Origin of the sequence: Natronorubrum texcoconense (assembly GCF_900100335.1) — an archaeon.
Lineage (GTDB): Archaea > Halobacteriota > Halobacteria > Halobacteriales > Natrialbaceae > Natronorubrum > Natronorubrum texcoconense.
Genome location: NZ_FNFE01000002.1, coordinates 105,568 through 126,032, shown reverse-complemented (window position 1 = coordinate 126,032; position 20,465 = coordinate 105,568). Strand labels below are relative to the sequence as shown.

General features: G+C 64.2%; 22 protein-coding genes. 8 read left to right on the top strand and 14 right to left on the bottom strand.

What is annotated here, in order from left to right; genetic code table 11:
* Window positions 1–8: 8 nt before the first annotated feature.
* Window positions 9–1,184 carry a glycosyltransferase family protein gene (locus BLT08_RS06870; protein WP_090306049.1) on the bottom strand — a complete coding sequence of 392 codons (1,176 nt, stop codon included), beginning with the start codon at window positions 1,182–1,184 and terminating at the stop codon, window positions 9–11.
* A 219-nt stretch (window positions 1,185–1,403) separates the two neighbouring features.
* Here BLT08_RS06870 and BLT08_RS22905 point away from each other — a divergent pair, with 219 nt between their 5' ends.
* Window positions 1,404–1,574 (top strand): HVO_0758 family zinc finger protein, encoded by a 171-nt coding sequence (locus tag BLT08_RS22905; protein WP_175529254.1) that lies wholly within the window; start codon window positions 1,404–1,406, stop codon window positions 1,572–1,574.
* Window positions 1,575–1,648: 74 nt separating this feature from the next.
* On the opposite strand, the gene BLT08_RS06865 is transcribed toward BLT08_RS22905, so the two are convergent.
* The 3 genes from BLT08_RS06865 to BLT08_RS06855 form a co-directional block, all read right to left on the bottom strand.
* Window positions 1,649–2,203: a metal-dependent hydrolase gene (locus BLT08_RS06865; protein WP_090304263.1), complete on the bottom strand. Its 555-nt coding sequence runs from the start codon at window positions 2,201–2,203 to the stop codon at window positions 1,649–1,651.
* Window positions 2,204–2,266: 63 nt separating this feature from the next.
* The gene (locus BLT08_RS06860) at window positions 2,267–2,776 is read right to left on the bottom strand and encodes a metal-dependent hydrolase (RefSeq protein WP_090306046.1); all 510 of its coding nucleotides are present in this window, start codon (window positions 2,774–2,776) and stop codon (window positions 2,267–2,269) included.
* Window positions 2,769–3,359 carry an OB-like fold-containing membrane protein gene (locus BLT08_RS06855; protein WP_090304261.1) on the bottom strand — a complete coding sequence of 197 codons (591 nt, stop codon included), beginning with the start codon at window positions 3,357–3,359 and terminating at the stop codon, window positions 2,769–2,771. Before BLT08_RS06855 ends, BLT08_RS06860 begins: the two co-directional genes overlap by 8 nt.
* A 750-nt stretch (window positions 3,360–4,109) precedes the next feature.
* On the opposite strand from BLT08_RS06855, the gene BLT08_RS06840 reads away from it, so the two are divergent.
* The 3 genes from BLT08_RS06840 (at window position 4,110) to BLT08_RS06830 (ending at window position 6,305) form a co-directional block, all read left to right on the top strand.
* Complete coding sequence (locus tag BLT08_RS06840; RefSeq protein WP_090304254.1) at window positions 4,110–4,463, top strand: hypothetical protein; 354 nt, start codon at window positions 4,110–4,112, stop codon at window positions 4,461–4,463.
* 127 nt (window positions 4,464–4,590) lie between these two features.
* Window positions 4,591–5,601 (top strand): archaeosortase A, encoded by a 1,011-nt coding sequence (artA, locus tag BLT08_RS06835; protein WP_090306042.1) that lies wholly within the window; start codon window positions 4,591–4,593, stop codon window positions 5,599–5,601.
* Window positions 5,598–6,305, top strand: a complete 708-nt coding sequence (locus BLT08_RS06830; RefSeq protein WP_090304252.1) for a metallophosphoesterase — start codon at window positions 5,598–5,600, stop codon at window positions 6,303–6,305. The genes artA and BLT08_RS06830 overlap by 4 nt, the downstream gene beginning before the upstream one ends.
* Window positions 6,306–6,585: 280 nt before the next feature.
* Here the strand turns inward: BLT08_RS06830 and BLT08_RS06825 are convergent, their stop codons facing one another.
* Complete coding sequence (locus BLT08_RS06825) at window positions 6,586–7,920, bottom strand: NAD(P)/FAD-dependent oxidoreductase (protein ID WP_090304250.1); 1,335 nt, start codon at window positions 7,918–7,920, stop codon at window positions 6,586–6,588.
* A 104-nt stretch (window positions 7,921–8,024) separates the two neighbouring features.
* On the bottom strand, window positions 8,025–8,159 hold the full coding sequence (locus BLT08_RS06820) for a transporter (protein ID WP_090304248.1): 135 nt from the start codon (window positions 8,157–8,159) through the stop codon (window positions 8,025–8,027).
* A 125-nt stretch (window positions 8,160–8,284) separates the two neighbouring features.
* Here BLT08_RS06820 and BLT08_RS06815 point away from each other — a divergent pair, with 125 nt between their 5' ends.
* On the top strand, window positions 8,285–9,076 hold the full coding sequence (locus tag BLT08_RS06815; protein WP_090304246.1) for an N-acyl homoserine lactonase family protein: 792 nt from the start codon (window positions 8,285–8,287) through the stop codon (window positions 9,074–9,076).
* Between the two features lie 57 nt (window positions 9,077–9,133).
* Window positions 9,134–9,595, top strand: coding sequence for an acyl-CoA thioesterase (locus BLT08_RS06810; protein WP_090304244.1), 462 nt, complete (start codon window positions 9,134–9,136; stop codon window positions 9,593–9,595).
* A 69-nt stretch (window positions 9,596–9,664) separates the two neighbouring features.
* Here the strand turns inward: BLT08_RS06810 and BLT08_RS06805 are convergent, their stop codons facing one another.
* The 6 genes from BLT08_RS06805 to BLT08_RS06780 form a co-directional block, all read right to left on the bottom strand.
* Complete coding sequence (locus tag BLT08_RS06805) at window positions 9,665–10,393, bottom strand: ABC transporter ATP-binding protein (RefSeq protein ID WP_090304242.1); 729 nt, start codon at window positions 10,391–10,393, stop codon at window positions 9,665–9,667.
* A complete protein-coding gene (locus BLT08_RS06800; RefSeq protein ID WP_090304240.1) occupies window positions 10,394–11,125 on the bottom strand; it encodes an ABC transporter ATP-binding protein in 732 nt (243 codons plus the stop codon).
* On the bottom strand, window positions 11,125–12,201 hold the full coding sequence (locus BLT08_RS06795; RefSeq protein WP_090304236.1) for a branched-chain amino acid ABC transporter permease: 1,077 nt from the start codon (window positions 12,199–12,201) through the stop codon (window positions 11,125–11,127). The genes BLT08_RS06800 and BLT08_RS06795 overlap by 1 nt, the downstream gene beginning before the upstream one ends.
* Window positions 12,194–13,084, bottom strand: coding sequence for a branched-chain amino acid ABC transporter permease (locus BLT08_RS06790; RefSeq protein WP_175529253.1), 891 nt, complete (start codon window positions 13,082–13,084; stop codon window positions 12,194–12,196). Before BLT08_RS06790 ends, BLT08_RS06795 begins: the two co-directional genes overlap by 8 nt.
* A 3-nt stretch (window positions 13,085–13,087) precedes the next feature.
* Window positions 13,088–14,395, bottom strand: coding sequence for an ABC transporter substrate-binding protein (locus tag BLT08_RS06785; RefSeq protein WP_175529252.1), 1,308 nt, complete (start codon window positions 14,393–14,395; stop codon window positions 13,088–13,090).
* Between the two features lie 194 nt (window positions 14,396–14,589).
* Window positions 14,590–15,573 carry an MBL fold metallo-hydrolase gene (locus tag BLT08_RS06780; RefSeq protein WP_090304231.1) on the bottom strand — a complete coding sequence of 328 codons (984 nt, stop codon included), beginning with the start codon at window positions 15,571–15,573 and terminating at the stop codon, window positions 14,590–14,592.
* Window positions 15,574–15,824: 251 nt separating this feature from the next.
* On the opposite strand from BLT08_RS06780, the gene BLT08_RS06775 reads away from it, so the two are divergent.
* Both BLT08_RS06775 and BLT08_RS06770 read left to right on the top strand, forming a co-directional pair.
* Window positions 15,825–16,334, top strand: a complete 510-nt coding sequence (locus tag BLT08_RS06775) for a DUF7342 family protein (RefSeq protein ID WP_090304229.1) — start codon at window positions 15,825–15,827, stop codon at window positions 16,332–16,334.
* 2 nt (window positions 16,335–16,336) lie between these two features.
* Window positions 16,337–16,810 (top strand): toxin-antitoxin system TumE family protein, encoded by a 474-nt coding sequence (locus BLT08_RS06770; protein ID WP_090304226.1) that lies wholly within the window; start codon window positions 16,337–16,339, stop codon window positions 16,808–16,810.
* A gap of 28 nt (window positions 16,811–16,838) precedes the next feature.
* On the opposite strand, the gene gatB is transcribed toward BLT08_RS06770, so the two are convergent.
* Both gatB and BLT08_RS06760 read right to left on the bottom strand, forming a co-directional pair.
* Window positions 16,839–18,335, bottom strand: a complete 1,497-nt coding sequence (gatB, locus tag BLT08_RS06765; protein ID WP_090304222.1) for an Asp-tRNA(Asn)/Glu-tRNA(Gln) amidotransferase subunit GatB — start codon at window positions 18,333–18,335, stop codon at window positions 16,839–16,841.
* 49 nt (window positions 18,336–18,384) lie between these two features.
* Window positions 18,385–20,463, bottom strand: a complete 2,079-nt coding sequence (locus BLT08_RS06760; protein WP_090304219.1) for an AMP-binding protein — start codon at window positions 20,461–20,463, stop codon at window positions 18,385–18,387.
* Between the last annotated feature and the right edge of the window lie 2 nt (window positions 20,464–20,465).

The following is a 20,465-nucleotide window of genomic DNA, read 5'->3' as shown; positions in this document are numbered from 1 at the left end:
TGGGCAGATTAGTCTTGTGCGCCGGTGTCGATCCGTTCGGATCGGCGCAGACCGGTCGGTCCGCCCACCTGCCACGGTTGGGCCGCCTCGAGGACGTCGCTCGGTTCGAACGGCGCGTCGCGCCATCGCGGCAGCCGTCGGTCGGGGCCGGGCGGGGCGATCGAGTTCGCGTAGCGCGCGAGTTGGTCGCGCTCGTTCGCCGCGTCGTAGGAGAGTCCGTTGAACGCCGCGTCGGCGCTGTACTGCTGGACGAACCGATCGCCGGCCGCGAGATATCGCTCTCCGAGCGTTTCGTAGTCGGGATCGACGCCGCGTTCCTCGAGGACGCGGAGCAGTTCCGCGGCGACTTCACGGCTCATCCCCTCCAGACCGGTATCGCCGGCGACCGCGCGGTGGTCGTGCTCGTGGCGGCCGAGATCCACCTGCGCGGAGCCGTCGAACCCGGCCTGGTCGAAGGCGTCGCCGAGCGTGCCAACCTCGAGTCCCCAGGCTCGCGGCGCGCGAAGCTGTCGGGCGAGGCCCGCAGTGACGGCGAACTCCCCGGCCAGCGCGTACCGGAACGCCTCGAGATAGTCGAGGACGGGCGCGTCGTGATCGGCCGACAGCGTTCGGATCAGGGGCGCGTAAAACAGCCGGAACAGTCGCCCGTAGAGCTGATCGTCTTCGACGCGGGCGTAGTACCCCTTCGAGAACTCGAACTCCATGGTGAGCGGGGCGAGCAGCCGGCGGACGTGTGCGGCCTCGTAGCTCCGAGCGTCGGCGTCGTGGACGACGACGTACTCGCCGAACTCGGCGGCGGGGCCGAGCGCGAGCCAGACGTCCCGTCCCTTGCCGAAGCCGTTCGCCAGTCCCACGTCCGCGAGCAGCGTCTCCACCGCGGGCGCGTTACACCAACAGACCCGAATCGGTAGGGCGAACGACTCGAGCCACCGCCGAAACGGCTCGATCTCGTCGGCGTCGGCTCGAACGGGGACGATAACGGCGGCCGGGGCGGGCTCGAGGGTCTCGAGTTCCGAGAGGACGCGCTCGGCGGCGGGGTTCTCGTGTTCACGAGCGGTCATCGGAACGACGACGGTCGTCTCGGCGACCGCATCGGCGGTGTCATGAGCGAGCGTGCCACCCGACCCCCCATCTCGCCCCCCGAATGCGTGGAGCGTCGCGATCCGCTCCTGTACGTACTCCATCGGTGGAGTGTTCGGCCGAACTGGTAAAACGCCCACGACTCCGGCCAGATAGACCGCGGGGGTACCGCGGACTCCCACCGGCTCGTTCGTCCGATTGGTCGTGAACCCGACCGCTTCGTTCGGACCGAAACTCACTGCAGGGAAACTGTTGGATCAGTGACGACACGACCTCGAAATAAGCACCGGTCTTTTTCTCCCCCACCTTCGTAGGGGGCGAACATGAAATCAGTCCGGAAGGCACTCCGCGAAGGCGAACTCGAGAAGGACACGTACGATCGGCTCGTCTGTGGTGACTGCGAAAAGCCCCTGAAGACCGAGAACGACCCGAACGAGATCAAAACCGTTCGGATCTGTCCGGACTGCGCCGCGGAGTGGAAGGAGATTCGGTAGTCGTCTCAGTCTGTCGACGCCGCGGACAGTTGGCGACTCGCTATCGGCCGTCGGCTGTCGAGGGTCGAAACCTGCTATCCTGCAGTCGGCCGCACTCGCTCGAGTGCGGTGTATAGTGGCTCGAGACCGGGATAGCCGTGACGTCGCCAGAGCACGAAGGCGATGGCGGCGAGCACGAACTCCGAGAGGAAGTACGGATCGCCCATCGACTCCCGTAGGAGACCGAGGACGGTCGGCGGCCCCTGTTCGTACTCCTCGACGGGAATCGCCGGCCAGAGGAGGTGGTTCGCACTCCCCTCGACGCCCCAGAGCACGGGCAGGGCGTCGACGAGCACGTGCGAGAGCGCGCCGATCGCGAAGGCGATGCCGTACTCGCTGCGATCGTAGCGGCTGGCGAGCACGTAGAGGGCGATCGAGAGCGGGACGATGAGGAACAGCGAGTGTGCGAGCGTCCGTCCCGTCGGGATGACGCCCAGATACCACGCGAGCGGTTTGTCCACGAGGTCCGGAAACTGGCTGCCGACGACGAGAGCGAGCACGGAGACCTGCGCCGGCGGCGCGTCGAAACGGGCTCGCGTCGCGACCGTATAGCAGAGATAGGCGACGGCGACGTGTCCGAGTGGCCACATACTGGCCGGGACGAGGTGGAGGTGAAATATAACTGGTGCGATCGGTCGCGGGCGATGGGACGGTCACTCGTGGGCCGTCTCCGGAGCGGCGGTGCGAGAGCGGTCGACGAGCCAGACGACGAGGGCACAGCAGCCGGCGACGACCGCCGGCCAGCGGTCGCTGCTCAGGTACAGATCCGCCGAGGGGAACCGGTACTCGAGCAGCGGCCAGAAGACGGCGTAGGACTCCCCCGTCGGTGTCAACAGCAGAAGATCGAGGACGTGGTGTGAGAGCGCACCGACCGCGAGCAGGGCGAGCGCCCGTTTGCGCTGGGCCGGTGCCACGAGCAGGCTGCCCAGCCCGATTACGAGGACGGAGCCCGCGACGGTGTGCAGCGGACTCCAGGAGAACGGCACGCCGAGCGTCCACGCGACGAAGCCGTCCGGAAACAGGAGCTGAATCTTCACGAAGTCCGGCGAGAGCGCGCCGATCACGACCAGCGCGACGTGTGCCTGCCCCAGCGACTCCACTCGAAAGGTGAGGAGCGTGCCGATGACGTAGCCGACGAGGACGTGCGTCAGGACGTCAGCCACGTCGGTCACCTCCGTCCGAGGCGGCTCGTCCGCGTTGGTCCGCGTGTTCGATTGCGGATCGACCGTCGCCCTGGGACGATGGGTCGTCACCCGCTCGCGGCACGAACGCGAGCGCGCCCCGGTCGAAGCACCAGTGGCGGACGAACCACCACGCGCTCACGAGCCCACCCAGGGCGGACACGAGCAGCATGTAGCTCGTCTCGGACGACTCGCGAGTCGTCGTGCGTTCGACGACGAGCGTGGATTCGTCCTCGAGCGTTCCGAACGCGGTCACTCGATCGCCCTCCTCGAGCGGTCCGTCATCGTTTTTGAGCTGTGCGTCAGCGTCCACGAGCGTAAATCGGCCGTAGCCGCTGGCACGCGTCGCGATGACGACCGGGTCGGTGTCGACGACGAACCCGCCGAGGACGACCCGGTCGCCGACGTACGACTCGCGGTCCGGCGTGACCTCGACTTCGTCCGGATATCGACTCTCCGTCAGATCGCCGGTCGTCGCGCCCGCCCAGACCAGACAACCGAAGAGCAGCGCCAGAAGGACGAGTCCGGCGAGGACGCGACCGCGTTGGCCGTACGGCTCGGACATGCGTGTTCCTCGAGTGGATCGGTTAGCTGCGACAAATGTCTTCCGTTACCGCCGATCGCTGCTCGCGGGTGACGACGGCAACGACCCGGACGAGGAGTCCGAAACAGGGCCCCATCGTTATCCCGGTAACGGGGACTATTACGTCGTTTTCGAACGGTTCCAGCGTGGCGATCGCTCGGTAGCCGAACGCGCCGACCACGCTGGTGATCGGCAGAAGTGACACGCCGACTACCAGCCCGGGTGTTCCGAGAAGTGGCCGGCCGACTCGAGCAATTCGAGTCTGGAGCGGGACGTCAATCCGATCCGAACCCAGGGGTCGGGAGACAGGCGTCGCTGCAGTAGTGATACCGAAAACGGTCGTCGCCGTCGCGGACTCGCCACGTCAGGCGTCGCTCGCGCGGTCCGATCTCGGCTCCGCAGCTACAACACGCGGTCGGCTCGTCGACTCGGTGGTGGCTCGATGGACGAGTCGGTCCGCCGTACTGGTCGTCCATAGACGTGTTCTGTGACCGGTCTACAAAAACGGGCCGGTGGATTTTGTGGGCTATTATACGCGATCGGAAGAGACGCTGCGTCGTCCGCCGTCGTTTGACCGTGGGCCGCGGTAGGTGGGTCGCGGCGTCGTTGTCGTGCGACCGTCTGACTGACGTTTTTCAATGAGACTGTGGACCCGGCTACTATGGACACATCGAGGATAGTCGAACCGGATCGCGTCGACCACCGATCCACGGCCTGCCGGAGGCGACACCGATGACGTTACCGCAGGTGATGATCCGCCTGCCGCGTCGTCTCGGCGGACGCGCGAGGACGTGGCCGGCGTACCTCCTGGCCGTCTGCTTCCCGGGCACCGGCCACCTCTACAGCCGCCAGTGGAAACGCGGGTGCAGTTGGGCCGCGCTGTGCGCGCTCGCGCTCGTGTTTCTCAGCCCCGGCACGCTCCTCGTCGCCGGGACGCTCACCGAACCGATCCTCGTGACCGCGCTCCGACTCGAGGCGGTCAGCTTCGCCGACGTGGCGTTTCCGCTGACGATCATCGCACTCTCGACGATCGACCTCTACGCGCGGACGATGATCGATTCCGGAGCCGTCTACAGTTCCAACTGACCCGAGAGACGCGTCGATCGCATCGTTCGGGGCTCTCGCTCTTCGTTCGGCCACTGTTCTCTCGTCCGAACGATGTGATACAGGGCGTCAGGTTGATAACGACGCCCTCCTTCAGTCTTCCATGAATATGTCGCCCGCTTCCGCCGCGGCCGAGACGGGATCGGTCGCGGGTCTCGAGGCCGTAGGCGCGACGCTGACGCCGGCAGTTATCGGTTCGATGGGGTTGACGGATCTGCTCGCGTGGGTCGCGATCGCGGCGTTTCTGGCCGCCTTGGTTCTCCGATGGCAGGGCGTCCCCGAGCCGGCCAGACACCTCGCGATGGGGGCCTGGCTCACTTTCGGCGTCTTCTGGCTGACGATGGTGCCGTACTACTACTACGACGTCCAGAGCCCGCTCCAGACGGTGCTGGCGCTCGCGGCGCTCCCGCTGTGTGCGTACACGGGCTACCTCCTCTGGGACGGCCGCGACTCGCTGTTCCTCCTGACGAAAGCCGTCGCGTTCATGGGGCTCATCTATCTCCCCGCGGAGACGATTCCGGTCGTCCGAACGTGGCTGATCGAGACGACCGCGGTCCAGACCCACTACGGGATGGAACTGCTCGGCCACAGCCCCGGCATCAACGAGGGCGCGAACGGCTACCAGAGCCGGTTCGACTTCGACTCCGACGAGACGGTAACCGGGCGGACCACCTACATTATCCTCGCCTGTACGGGACTCGGCAGCATGGCCATCTTCGGCGGACTCGTCGCCGCGGTGAAGGCCCCGTTCAAGCGGAAGGCGATCGCCTTCGCGATGGCCATCGGCGTCATCTGGTTCCTCAACCTCGTGCGCAACGTCTTCATCGGGCTGGCCTCCCCGTGGGGCTGGTTCCAGCAGGACTGGCTCGTCTCGTTCATGGTCACGTACATGGGAGCCGAGGAGAGTCGGGTGTCCTTCCTCGTCGCGCACAACTACATCGCCCAGTCGCTGTCGATCGTCGCCCTCGTCGGGATCACCTACCTGCTCGTCAAAATCCTCCCCGAGATCTTAGAGCCGCTCGAGGACGTCCTCTTCGTCCTCACGGGCAACGAGTACGACCTGTTCGAGGCGCTCGGCAAGGACGAGGTCCGCGCCGACGGCGGCCCCGAGCAGCAGTGACCGCCGTCGACCTCCCCGTTTCGCCCTTCGAACGCGCGCTCTTCGTCCCCGACGCCGACGCGCTCGTCGTCGCGGACCTCCACCTCGGCAAAGCCGTCGACTCGAGCGTCGACGCCCCTATCGACGACGGGAGCGATGTCCGCGACCGACTCGAGTCCCTGCTCGAACGCACCGCGCCGGAAACCGTCGTCGTCGCTGGCGATCTCCTCCACTCCTTCAGCCGACTCCCGCGCGGCGTCGAACGCGATCTGGCGGGTCTCGAGACCGTCGTCGACGGTGCAGGTGCCTCCCTCGTCGTCACGCCCGGTAACCACGACACGATGCTCGAGGACGCGTTCGACGGCGACACGAGCCCCGAGTATCGTCTCGCGGACGGCGAGACGGTCGTCTGTCACGGTCACGAGGCACCCGCTCTCGAGGCCGACCGGTACGTCGTCGGTCACGATCATCCGGCGCTCTCCGTCGACGGCCGCAAACTGCCGTGTTTCCTCTACGGGCCGGGCGTCTACGAAGGAGCCGACGTGATCGTCTGCCCGGCGTTTACGAGGCTGGCGTCGGGCGCGACCGTCAACGGCATGGGTGCTCGGGATTTTCAGTCGCCGCTGGTCACCAACCCCGGCCAGTTCCATCCGGCAGTTTGGGACGACTCGAGCGAGGAGCCGCTGTGGTTTCCGCCGCTGGGCGAGTGTCGACGGCTGCTGTGAGCGACTCGGTGACGGGCTAGCTCCGGCGTACCCACCGACGGAGTGTCTCTTCGAATCGGTGAAACAGCAAAACGATCAGCGATGCGACCGTCAGCGAGAGGCTCATAACGACTACGAACAGCCGTGCGAGCCGTCGATCGACTCCTTCGGGTCGTCCCGTACCGTTTCTCGTCATTCCGTGAGGCTACCACCCGCTGACGGATAGTGACTATCCCTGATCGATCGCCGAATTCGACCGTCCACGCCGCGGCGGGGGTACCGCGTGCTCGCACTCGAGAGGCTATCGGGACAGGTCCTCGAGCACCGCTCCGGCCGCGTCTCGCCCGCTGCGCATCGCGCCCTGAATCGACGACCAGCGGGTGTAGTCGCCCGCCAGGTAGACCGGCCCGTCCGGATCGCGGGCGTTCGGCAGTCGGTCGTAGATCCCCGGCGGCTGGTCGAACTGAGCGAACGGGATTCGATCGGTGTGCAGCGTCTCGAGGCCGTCGAACCGCCGTTCCGGATACCACGATTCGAGCGCCCGTCGCGTTCGTTCGGCCAGTTCCGCGTCGCTCGCTTCTGCCCCGCGGCTGGTGTCGCTTCGCTTCGAGGGCCGTTGGCCCTCGCACCCGAGGTAGGTCGCGCTAATGAGAGTCGTGTCTTCGGGCGCGTACTCGGGTGCCACGGCGCTGTGCGGGACGACGTGGTTCGGTCCCTCGTCCTCGAGCGCGTTCAACACCAATCGCTTGCCGGTCTCGAGACCCGTCTCGTCCGGCAGCGCGTAGTACTGGGTGACACAGCCCCGCGCCTCGGTCGGGATCGACTCGAGGCCGGTCAACTCCCGTGCGTCCGGCGGATCGGTGGCGACGACGACCGCGTCCGCGTCGTGCGTCGCTCCGCCGGCCGTCTCGACGGTCGCAGACGACTCGTCGCTCGAGACCGACTCGACCGCGATATCGGTCTCGATCGTCCCGTCGACGTCCCGAACGTGCTCGGCGAGCTGTGCCGGTATCGCTTCCATCCCCCTCGCCGGAACCGCGGCCCCGCCAGCCGCGAGGGTCGCGAACGTGTACTCGAAGACCCGACTCGAGGTCGAGAGCGTTCGGTCGAGGGTGATTCCGCCGTAGAACGGCGCGACGAACTCCTCGACGAACCCGTCGGAGAAGCCGCGCTCGCGCAGGTAGCGTTCGATCGAGACGTCTTCCTCGCGAGCATCGTCGAAGACGTCATCCGGCTCGAGTCCCCACAACGCCCACCAAAGGCGAGCGACACGAAGCCGGTCGCCCACCGTGATATCGGGGTTGCGCAGCGTCGCCGGTATCGCGCCCGGCCGCTGACGCGGGTCGGCGAGCACCGACCGTCGGCCCGGTCGCGCGATGGTCGCGCCCGAGGTGAATCGGCGCAGGTCGAGGGCCTCGAGGTCCAGTTCCCGCCGCACTGCGGGATAGGCGGGAAAGAGCACCTGAAAGCCGCGATCGAATCGGTAGCCGTCCCGCTCGAGCGTCCGAACCCGGCCGCCGACCGTGTCGTCGCGCTCGAGGAGCGTCACGTCGGCCCCGCCGCCGGCGAGGTGGCGCGCCGCGACGAGACCGGCGAGTCCGCCGCCGACGACGAGCACCCGTGGAGTCGTCTGCATACCCCATCCGTCACGCCGGGGGACGTAAAATCGTGGACCTACTCATGCAGTTGCTTTTCGGATCGTGGCGCTCATCGGTCGCTCGCGGGCGGTCCAACTGCCCGCTACAGATCCGTCAGCACTCGGAGGGCGACCCCCGCGACGATAAGGAGGAGTCCGGCGATGGTCGCGAACGGTGGGATCGGGACTGGCAGGAGCACGATACCGGCGATGATCATAATCGTCGAGAGTCGAACCATGTGACAGCTACGACGAACTATCAGGTAGACCTGCGGCAGGCATGCACAGCGAACGGCCCGAACGCCGACACACGGGTACGGGCTCCCGCCGCCGGTATTATGCCCGGCCGGCCACAGTGTCAACCATGGTTTCTGCGACCGTTACGCCGATCGAGCGCGGCACGATCACCACCGACGTCAACAACATCATCGAGGGGGCGACGCTGGGGACGAACGACGAGCCGAACCCGGAGACGGTGATGGGCGACGGTCCCGTCTACAACCTCGTCATCGACCACCCCGAAGCGACGATCCTCTGGGACACCGGCTCGCATCCGAAGGCCGATTCGGGCCACTGGCCCGCCGACCTCTACGCCGCGTTCGAACACACCGGGTTGCGGCCGCTCGAGGACGACCTCGCCGACGCGGGCTACGCCGTCTCCGATATCGACTGCGTGATCCAGACCCATCTCCACCTCGACCACGCGGGCGGGCTGTACGCGTTCGAGGGGACCGACACGCCCGTCTACGTCCACGAGGAGGAACTGCAGTTCGCCTACTACAGCGCCAAGACCGACGCGGGCGACGAGGCCTACGTGGCGGGTGATTTCGACCGCGACCTGAACTGGGAGATCGTTCACGGCGACCGGGAGTACTTCGTCGAGGACCTCGAATTCGTCCACCTCCCAGGACATACGCCCGGCCTGCTCGGGGTCCAACTTGAACTCGAGGACGCCGGCACCGTCGTCCTCGCTGGCGATCAAGCTTACACGCGAGCGAACTATCACGACGAACTGCCGATGGGCGGGCAGTTACTCTGGAGCAAACGCCACTGGCTCGAGAGCCTCCGGACGGTCAAAGACCTCGAGCGACGGCACGACGCGACCGTTATCTGTGGTCACGACGGTGACGATCTCGAGACGCTCGAGTCGCTGTAGCGGCGGCCAGTTGCCGAGTCCGGTACGATTTTGCTCGTCGCGACGACGGTAGGTGGTATGGATACTGCTGACAATACTGACGACGCTGCCGAAGCCGACTTCCAGCCAGTCTTCGAGAATCGCGTCCGATTCGCCGAGACCGACCAGCAGGGAATCGTCTTCTACGGCGAGTACTTCACCTTTCAGGACGAGACCGTCTCCCAGTTCTTTCGAGAGATCGATTACAGCTACGAGCAGATGGAGACCGACGGCTGGCAGGTCCACGTCGTCAACACGGAGCTGAACTACCGCGACGCGGCCGAGTTCGGCGACGTGCTGGTCAACGAACTGCGCGTCGTCGAGATGGGGACGGCCAGCATCACGTTCGAGTACCGCGTGAAACGAAACGCCGACGACCAACTGCTCGCCGACGGCAGCGTTACGCAGGTCGCCGTCGACCTCGAGACCGAGGAGCCGGTCGCCGTCCCCGACGCGTTTCGGGAGGCCGTCGCGGCGTATCAGGGCGGCCTTCCGGAGTGAGACGGCCCGAGGAAGTCACTCGAACTATCGACGCACTCTCAAAAAAACGTCAGCCGCGAAGCGACCGCCTCAGTGGATCCCGATGTACGCCTCGCGGATGTAATCGTTGTCCTGGAACTCGGCCGCGGATCCCGCGAGTTCGATACTCCCGGTCTCGAGCAGTGCGAGGCGTTCGGCGTGGCGGAGCGCGAACGTCGAGTTCTGCTCGGCTAGCAGGATGGTGAGTCCCTCTTCCTGATTCAACTTCTCGATCGCGTCGTTGATGTCCTCGATGATGATCGGTGCCAACCCGAGCGTCGGCTCGTCCAACATCAACAGATCGGGATCGCTCATCAGCGCGCGACCGATGGCGAGCATCTGTTGTTCGCCACCGCTCATCGTTTCGGCCTCCTGATCGCGGCGTTCGTCGAGCCGCGGGAACAGGTCGTAGACCATCCGCATGTCCTCCTCGACGGCCTCGCGGTCGTCCCGGAACTGCGCGCCCATCTGCAGGTTCTCGTGGACGGTAAAGAACGGGAACAGGTCCCGATCTTCCGTACAGTAGACGAGCCCGTCAGTGACGATATCTCGAGGGCTGACGGTCGCGAGGTCGACACCGTCGTAGTGGATCGATCCGTCGTATTCGAGGAAGCCGGCGATCGCGTTCAGCATGGTCGTCTTCCCGGCTCCGTTGGGGCCGATGACGCCGAATATCTCTCCGTTGTCGACGTCGATCGAGACGCCCTGCAGTGCGTGTGCTTTACCGTAGTAGACGTGGAGATCGTCGATCTCGAGGTGTGGCGTGGTGCTGTCTGACATCTACATCGCCTCCGTACTGCCGAGGTACGCCCGTTTGACCGCCTCGTTCTCGGCGATTTCCTCGGGCGACCCCTCGGCGATCTTGCTTCCGTTGTGGATCACGACGATCCGATCTGCGAGCTTCATCAGTCCGCCCATGTTGTGATCGACGACGATCATCGTGATTCCCTCTTCCCGCAACTCCTCGAACTTATCGACCAGATCGTTGATCTCCTGTTGGTTCATCCCGGCGAAGGGCTCGTCGAGCAACAGCATCTCGGGCTCCGTCGCGAGCGCCTTCGCGATCTCGAGTCGCCGGATATCTGCGTGTGGCAACTCGTCGGGCATCTCCTCGAGTTTGTCCTCGAGATCGATTCGCGCCGCGTACTGGTAGATCTCTTCGTCGGTGGCTCCGCCGCGGAACGCCAGCACGCTGTTCGGAAGGGTGAACAGCTTGATGTTGGCTGCGACGGGCATCTCCGTGATCGGGTTGGACTCCTGAGACACCCTCGAGAGACCGTTCTCGACGACTTCGTGTGTTCTGTAGTCGGTGATCTCGGAGCCGTCGAAGTGGATCGACCCGTCGCTGACCTTGTACCGTCCCATCGTACAGTTGAACACGGTCGACTTGCCCGACCCGTTCGGCCCGATCAGACCGACGATCTCACCGCGATCGACCTCGAACGAGAGGTCGTCGACGGCGACCAGTCCACCGAATCGCTTCGTCAATCCGTCTAACCTGAACAGACTCATCAGTTCTCACCTCCGTCTCGGGAGCCGAGTCGCCCGAGATAGTGCCATAGTTTGCGGAACAGCCCGTCGCGGGCGAAGACGAGCACGAGCAGGATCAGCGTCCAGAGCATGACCCAACGGCCCGTCGCACCGAAGATTCGCAACACCTCTTCGCGGAGGACGATCACGAGGAACGCGCCGCCGATCGGTCCGAGGATCGAACTCATCCCACCGACGACGGCCATCGCGATCAGTTCGATGCTCCGGTCGACCAGCAGGAAGTTCAACGGGTTCACGGTGCCGTAGAAGTGTGCGAGCAGCCAGCCGCCGATCCCCATCGGGATCGAACTCAGCACGAACGACCAGATCTTGAACTTGGTCGTGTCGATCCCGGCGGCGGAGACGGCCGTCTCGTTCTCCCGAATCGCGACGAAGATCATCCCGACGTTCGATCGAGCGACGTACAGCAGCGTGACCGCGATCAACAGCATCGGGACCAGCATGACGTAGTACCGCATCACCGGATCGAAGGTTGTGATTTCGAATCCGCCGACGGTAAAGTCGATCCGGCCGACCCGCACACCGAGTTCACCACCCGTGTAGTCACTGAACGCGTAGGTGAGCTGGTAAAATATCAGGCCGGCGACGAACGTGACCAGCGAGAAGTACGGCCCCTTGAGCCGCAACGACGGAACGGCGATCACGAGGCCGATCGTCAACGCGGCGAGGACCGATAGCGGCAGCGTCACCGCGAGCGAGAGATCAGGGTTGACGTTCCCGATAAGCAACGCAGTGGTGTACGCGGCTCCGCCGGAGAGAACGGCGTGACCGAAGCTGATGTAGCCCGTATAGCCGCTCTGGATGTCCCAGCCCATCGCCAGGATAGCCCAGATCGACGCGAGCGCGAGCGTCCGCAGGAGACCACTCATGCCGAGCAGCGGTGCCCAGACGGGAACGAGCAGCAAGACGAGTAGCGAGCCGATAATCAGCGCGAACTGCAAGCCGTTCAACTCGCCGAACACCTGTCCGAAGCGGTCGTTGTAGCCGTCTGCGATCGAGTTGAGCGGGCCGCCGAGACGGCCGGTGTCACTACTCATGGACCCACTCCCTCCCGAACAGACCCTGTGGCATTACGAGCAGTACGATGACGAGCACGAGCAACGAGAACGTGCCCCTGAATCCGGCTCCGAGAAGCTCCACGGTCAGCGTCTCGAGGTAGCCGATCAGGTACGCCGCGACGATCGAGCCCTTGATCGAACCGATGCCGCCGATGACGACGATGATGAACGCGAGCGCCAATGGATCGAGCCACATGATCGGACTCGTCGACTGAAGCGTCCCGATGAACACGCCGGCGAGACCGGCGAACGCGCCCGCGATCAGCCAGGTCCGGGCTTTGATCTTCGGAAGATCGACGCCGGTTAGCTGCGCGCCGCGTTCGCTCATCGACGTCGCGAGGATCGATCTCCCCTCGTCGGTTCGGGTCACGTAGTACCACAGCAACCCGATCGCGATCCAGGAGACGACGAAGCCGACGACCTCGATGTTCGTGACGCGAACGCCGAACTGCTCGACGTGAATACTCCCCGGAACGAGGTTGATCAGCGTTCGCGGACTCGAGGAGAAGCCCATCACGAACAGTTCCGAGAGGATCAGTGCGACGACGAGCGTCGCGAGAAACGTGATCACCGGATTCTCCTCGATGTGCTCGACGAGGCCGATGTAGAGCACGTACGAGGCGGCCGCGGCGACGGCGATCGCGACGATGAGTCCGATCCCCGTCGGAAGCGACAGTATTCCGAGTGTCGATCCTGACGTGACGACGAGAAAGCTGTACGCCCCGATCATGATCAACGCGCCGTGAGCGAGGTTCAACACGCCGCCGACGCCGAAAATCATCGTAAAGCCGATCGCGATCAGCGCGTAGACGGCGCTGATCATCGCTCCCGTTACCAGTACCGAAATAAGTGCACCTAACATGTCTCACATCCAGTCGGGTGCGAGGTGGTCGGCGCTCGCGAAGTCGCGAGGGAAGACGCACTCGAACTCGCCCTCGTCCTGCCACTGCGTGACGGGGAAGTTCGAAATGGTGCCGTCCACTTCCGTTTCCATGACGTCGTGGGGGTACTCCGAGTCGGGGCCGTAGAACTCGATCTCCCCCGTTGCACCGGTGTGATCGGTCTCGAGTAGTTCGTCGACGATCGTATCGATATCCGCCTGATAGTCGGCCGTGCCGGCGCGCTCGACGGCGTTCTTGTAGACGAAGACGGCGTCGTAGGAGTTGTACCCCATGTACATCGGGAGACTCGGTCGACTGTCGCCGTACTCCTCGACGTAGGCTTCGGTGAACGGGACCGTCTCTTCGGTGATCTCTGCGGCGCCCGCGGCCCCCGACTGCGACGTCGTTTCGTACAGTGCTGCACCTTCGGAGTCGTCCCAGAACTCGGGCGACATCCCTGGAACGTGAATCCCTTCGATACCGAACTCGTACTCGTTTTCCCGCCAGTTGACGAGCATCCCCGTGCCGACGTTGTGTGCGAAAAAGCGCAGCATCGCGTCGGCGTCGGCGCTGCTGACGTCGCTGAGCATCGGCGAGAAGTCGTCGGTTCCCGGCGCCAGCCGATCCTCGTGGACGACGTTGAGTCCGCGGTCCTCGAGTTCGTCCGGGAGGTTCTCGGAGAACGGGACCGTCCAGGCGGCGTCGTCCGCGATGTGTGCGAAGTCCGTCCAGCCGTGTTCGTCGGCGAGGAACTCGGCGTAGTCTGCCATACCGAGCGCCTGCAGGTCGGAGTTGATCGGGCCCGACCGGAAGATGTTCTTGAACTGGTCGTAGTCCTCACCTACCGTATCGGTGAGCGTGATCGGATCCGCCGACCCGGTGATCAGGAACGGGATGTCGACCTCGCCCACGTAGTCGACGATTCCCTGCGTGACCTCGCTCACGAACGTCCCTATCAGGACGTCGATGTTCTCCTGTTCGACCATGCGCTCGGTCGCAGTCATCGACTCTCCGGGGTCAGCGAGGGAGTCCTCGGAGATCAGTTCGACCTCCTGGTCGAGAATCCCACCGTCGTCGTTGACCTGATCGACCGCGAGTTGGGCGCTGTTCTCCGCCCCCGCCCCCATGTCCATCTGGACCGGCCCGAGGTGACCGATACGGATGATGTCGTCGTCGTCTTCGCCGAGACAGCCGGCAAACGTCGTCGCTACTGCACCGGCTCCGGCTGCTCCGATAAATGTTCGTCGTCCAATCCCAGATCGTCCACCGCGTTTTCGACCATTGTTAACCATTGTTCACCACTATTGGCTCTCCGTCCTTCCTTTCCAATCACGCTATATTAAAGATGAGGGTAGTTAACAGACTACTATTGTCTGACGATAACAATACACGAATAGAAGCGGTTGCGGAACGATCTCCTTACAGCGGAAAATATCGACGAATTACCGGACGATGCGCTCGAGTGTACTGAAAGTAACCGTGTCGTTCACGCTCGGTACGTGTCTCCCTCGAGTGAGACGACGCCCTCGTGGTGGAGATGATCGAGATGTGCGAACGCCTCACCCGGTCCGTGGACGATGTGGATTCCCTCGAGCTCTCCGAACAGGTGTCCGCTCACCTCCCAGGCGTCGGCCGGGCCGTGGTCCTCGAGGATCCCGAGGACCTTTTCGCTTCGCTCGCGGTGGTGGTCGACGATCTCGAGCGCCCGGTCCCGGGGGTCGTCGATCGGATCGCGGTGGCCGGGCCAGAGCCGGTCGTACTCGCGATCGGCCAGTCGTCGGAGGGTCGTGAGGTACCGCTCGAGCGGGCGCTCGACGCGGACGTCCGCGCCCCCGACGTTCGGCGTGTAGACGGGGAGGACGGCGTCGCCGACGAACGCTTCCGATCTGTCGTCCGTTTCGATTTCGAAGCAGCAGAGCCCCGCCGCGTGTCCCGGTGCGTGGACCGCCTCGAGCGTTCGACCGCCGACCTCGAGCACCTCGCCGTCTTCGATCGGCGTGACCTCGGCCGGTTCGCCCTCGAGGTGGGCGGCCTGCTCGAAGAACTCCAGCAACGTCTCCTGGGCGTCGTCGGGGACGCCCCACCGCTCGAGGTACTCCCGTCGCCGCTCCTCTACGGCAGCCACCGCGTCGGGATCCTGCTCGATCAGCGGCGCGTCGGCCTCGTGGGCGTACACCGTCGCGCCGCTTTCGGCCTGAATCTCGCCGGCGAGTCCCGTGTGATCGACGTGAAAGTGGGTCAGAACGATGTTGTCGACGTCGGAAAACGCGTAGCCGCGTTCGGCCAGTCCCTCCCGCAGTTCCGCTCGAATCCCTTCCGTCGCGAGTCCGGTATCGACGAGCGTGAGTTCGTCGTCGCCAGCTTCGCCGCCTCTACGAGATTCCGGAGGCGTCTCGCTCTCCTCGCCGGCGAGGACGTACGCGTTGTTACGCCCTTCGAACTCGTCGTTCCCCAACGTGATACGGTCCATGTCGACACTGCACACGTCGTCCGTTGGTAACTGTACTGGTAGCGGAACGCCGATTCTGGGACCTCCGAATTCTCCTCCACGGATGGACGATAGTGGCGTCGTCGCCGACAAGCGGCAGGCAAAATCGATCGAGATTAGTGAGCCTCTCGATGGGTGGTTCGAGTCGTGGAGATCACAGGGACTATGGCTCACTGAGATTGATATACTGACCCGCAGATTGATTATTACTCGTGCGGTAGTGTTCCGTGGGCATGGCTGATGTTAATGACGTAGTTAAAGAGGAGTGGAAGGAGGATACAACAGCGTTTCAGCGAGTGAAGTCGATAATTGGAGGGACGTATGACGGTGAGACGGCACGTGATATTGCCGACCGAGCGTTGGTCGCAGAATCCACTGCTCGTTCTCACCTCGAGGATCTCGCAGACGATGGGTTCGTCGAGAAAACGTCGGATCCGACGAGCGGTGCGACGCTGTACCTTCGATCGTGGCAGTCGTTAGTCTTAGAGCAGGCCCGAGATATAGCTGATCAGACGGATTCGGAGACGCTGCTTCAGAAGGTAAACGAGATGAGAGAGCGGATCAGAGGGTTTCAGGAGACTACTGGCGTGGATAGCCCAGAGGACATCGCGTGGAACGATACGGAGCTCGACGAGGAGATGATTAGAACGTGGAAGACGACCGAGCGAAACCTCAGCTTCGCGAAAGTCGCACTCGCGCTCGACCAGGCCGAAGATATCGTCGACCGGCAGGCGGACGCATAGCGATGTCGCCAGGGAGCCACAGCTCAGAATCTCACTCGATACGCGGTGCAACTGATCGTCGTGGACTGATCACATTTCGCGACGAGGTCATCGCACAGGAGCCGTTAGCACGGGCCGAATTCGATGATCCGATCGAGCCTGAAGAGCTACGTATCTTTTTCTCAGACGGCATCGGGGATGCGACGTCTGGGAGGTTCGACGTTGGATGGACGGTCGATGGAGATTACAACATCCACTACACAGACGATGGCCGAGATCTACGGTGGGATTTCCACCCACACGATTATACGGCGCCGAGCGATGAGTCACATTTCCACCCACCACCGGATGCATCGAACGACGACGGTGATGTCGAGGCGTCGTGCATCAGCGTCTCGGATGTCGAGTACGTTGCCAGAGCAACGATCAAACTGTGGAGAGCGATGTACGATAGCGGAGCGACCACCGACCCGAACGGTCTCGACGATCCACCGTGAGACATCGATTCTCGTACGGGTACAGTACCTATCCCTCGAGTTCGGCCCGAAGCAACTGATTCACGTCACCCGGATCCGCACTCCCCCCAGTTTTCTGCATGACCTGCCCGACGAGGAAGTTGATCGCCCCGTCGTCGCCCGACGCGTAGTCGTCGACGGCGTCGGGGTTCTCGTCGATGGCCGCGACGACCGCTTGCTGGACTTCGTCCTCGTCGGTCTTGCCGAGCCCTTCGTCTTCGACGATCGCGTCCGGAGCCTTCTCGTCGTCGAGCATCGATCGCAGCACCGTCTCGCGGGCGTTTTTCGCCGTGATCTCCTCCTCCGCGACGAGTTCGACGAGTCGCGTCACCTCCTCGAAGCGCCCCTCGAGATCGGTAATCGCCATATCGCGGTAGTTGAGTTCGCCCAGCAAGTTGTCCGCGACCCACGTCGCAGCCAGATCGGGATCGAACTCGCTCGCGACGTCCTCGTAGAAGTCCGCGACCTGCTTCGTCGAGGTCAGCTTCGAGGCGGCCTCCTCGTTCAGCCCGTACTCGTCCTGGAAGCGCTCGCGTCGCGCCGAGGGGAGCTCCGGAATCGAGATCTCGTCCTTCCAGTGGGCGACCTGCAGCGGCGGCAGGTCGGCCTCCTCGAAGTAACGGTAGTCCTTCTCCTCCTCTTTCGATCGCATCGAGACCGTGATCCCGCGGGACTCGTCCCAGTGGCGGGTCTCCTGTTCGACCGCGCGCCCGCGCTGGATCGCGTTCTTCTGGCGAGTCTCCTCGTAGGCCAGGGCCTTCTCGGCGCCCTTGTGACTCGAGATGTTCTTGACCTCGGTGCGGTTCGCTGCGGCGAGTGCCTCCGCGCCGATGTCGGTGACGTCGCCGCTTTCGATCTCCTCTTCGGGAATGATCGAGAGGTTGGCGTCGATCCGCAGGCTGCCGTCCCGTTCGGCGTCGAAGACGCCTAGGTACTCGAGGACTTCCTCGAGTTTCGCGAGGAAGGCTCGAACCTCGCTCGGACTGCGGAAGTCGGGAGCCGTGACGATCTCCATCAGCGGCGTCCCCGCGCGGTTGTAGTCGACGAGCGTGTACTCAGCCGAGTCGATGCCGCCACCGCCGCCGACGTGTTGGAGGCTGCCCGGGTCCTCCTCTAAGTGTGCGCGCTCGATCGCGACCGTCCGGCGATCGCCCTCGACGGAGACCTCGAGTTCGCCCTCCTGACAGATCGGCTCGTCGTACTGGGTGATCTGGAAGTTCTTGGGCAGGTCGGGGTAGTAGTAGTTCTTCCGGTGGAATCGGGTCTCCTCGGGGATGTCGGCGTCGATCGCCTTGCCGATCTTCACGGCCCCCTCGACGGCGGCTTCGTTCAGGACCGGGAGCGCGCCGGGTAGGCCGAGACAGACCGGACAGACGTTCTCGTTGGGTTCGTCGGTCCGGTCGGTCGAACAGCCACAGAAGATCTTCGTGTCGGTCTCCAGTTGGACGTGGACCTCGAGGCCGATGACGGTGACGAGGTCGCCCTGCTGGACGGTCTGGGCAGTCATTGGAGGCGGTTCGGGCCCGTGGGGGTAAAACGTAACGGGACGGAGTCGCCTATCTGGCGTCCTCGAGTTCCTCGAGCGCCGCCGGATTCTCGATGCTGCTCATGTCGCCCAAGTCTTCGCCCGTGTACGTGGCCTGGATCGCCCGCCGGATGATCTTGCCCGACTGCGTTTTGGGGAACTCATCGACGAACAGGATTTCGCGCGGCCGGAACGGCTTCCCTAACTCCTCGCCGACCTGTGCGCGCAGTTCCTCGCGCAACTCGTCGGTCTCCTCGTAGCCGTCCTCGAGGACGACGTAGGTGACGACGGCGGTTCCGGTGGTGTCGTCGGGTGCGCCGATGGCCGCGGCCTGATTGACGGCTTCGTGGTCGATGAGCGCACCCTCGACCTCCGCGGGGCCGACCTTTCGGCCGGCCACGTTGAGCGCGTCGTCGGCCCGGCCGTGGAGGAACCAGAAGCCGTCTTCGTCCTGCTGGGCCCAGTCGCCGTGGTTCCACATGTCCTCGAACGTCGACCAGTACTCCTTCAGGTAGCGCTCGTCGCCCGACCAGAGCGATTTCGTCATCGACGGACAGGAGTCCCTCGCGACGAGGAAGCCGCGCTCGTGGTCCTCCTTCACCGAATTCCCCTGCTGATCGACGATATCGATGTCCATCCCGATCCCCGGCCCGCCGAGCGTACAGGGTTTGAGCGGTTCGGTCGGCATCGGCATCAGGAAACAGCCACAGATCTCGGTGCCGCCGGAGATGTTGATGATCGGTGCTTCGCCGCCGCCGACGTTCTCGTAGAACCACAGCCAGGATTCGGGGTCCCAGGGCTCGCCGGTCGATCCCAGGAGACGGAGCGAGGAGAGATCGTGCCCGGAGAGCCAGTCGTCGTCTCCGGCTCCGTCGGAGCCGGATGGCTCGTCAGACGGCGTCTGACGGTCGCCGTGTTTTCGCAGCGCGCGAATCGCGGTCGGCGAGATGCCGAACTGCGTCAGCTTGTGTCGATCGATCATCTCCCAGAATCTGTCGGGTTCGGGGTGATCTGGCGCGCCCTCGTACATGAAGACCGTCCCGCCGAAGGTGTGGGTGCCGATGAGCGTCCACGGCCCCATCATCCAGCCGATGTCGGAGACCCAGAAAAAGCGGTCCGAGGGCTTCAGATCCATCCCGAAGTAGACCTCCTTCGCGCATTGGACCTGCACGCCCGCGTGGGTGTGGACGATCCCCTTCGGTTTGCCCGTCGTCCCCGAGGAGTACAGCAGCATCGACTCCTGGCTCGAGTCGAGCGACTTCGACTCGTAGGCGTCGTCCTGCGTTTCGACGGCGTCGGTCCACCACTCGTCGCGGCCGTCGTCCCACGGAATTTCGTGCTCGCTGGCCGTGTCGCTGGAACCGAGTCGGTCGAAGACGATCGTGTCCTCGACGTGGCCGGCCTCCTCGATGGCCTCGTCGGCCGCCGATTTGAGGAAGACCGGATTCCCACGTCGATAGAACCCGTCACCCGTGAACAACACTGAACATTCGGAGTCCGCGATTCGGGTTGCAGCCGCGTCGACGCCGAAGCCCGAGAAGATGGGGACCGCGATCGCGCCGGCCTTGAAACAGCCGTAGAGGATCGAGACGACCTCCGGGACCATCGGCATGTAGAGTCCGACGGTGTCGCCGGTCTCGATGCCGCGTTCCTCGAGTGCGTTCGCGACCTGATTCGACTGCCGGTGGAGTTCGTGGTAGGTTACCTCCCGGACTTCGCCGTCTTCGCCCTCCCAGATCGTCGCGACCTTATTTCGCCGTTCCTCGTCGACGGCGGCGTGGCGATCCACGACGTTGTGGGCGACGTTGAGCTCCCCGCCGGGATACCAGTCGGTGAACTGCGGCCCCTTGCTGTTATCCCGTACCTCATCGTACCCCTCGTAGAACTCGATATCGAGGTAGTCGACGAGTTCGTCCCAGAACCAGTCGACGCCCGACTCCTCGATGCCGTCGACCTCGCTCGTCGTCCGCTCGATGAGGTCGTCGTAGTCGTCGATCCCGTACGTCTGCATGAACTCGTAGACGTTCGTCGACTCGACGAACTCTTGACTCGGTTCGTGAACGATCTCGTCGACGTCCTCGAGACTCGGATCGGTAGTGTTCCCTGTCATCG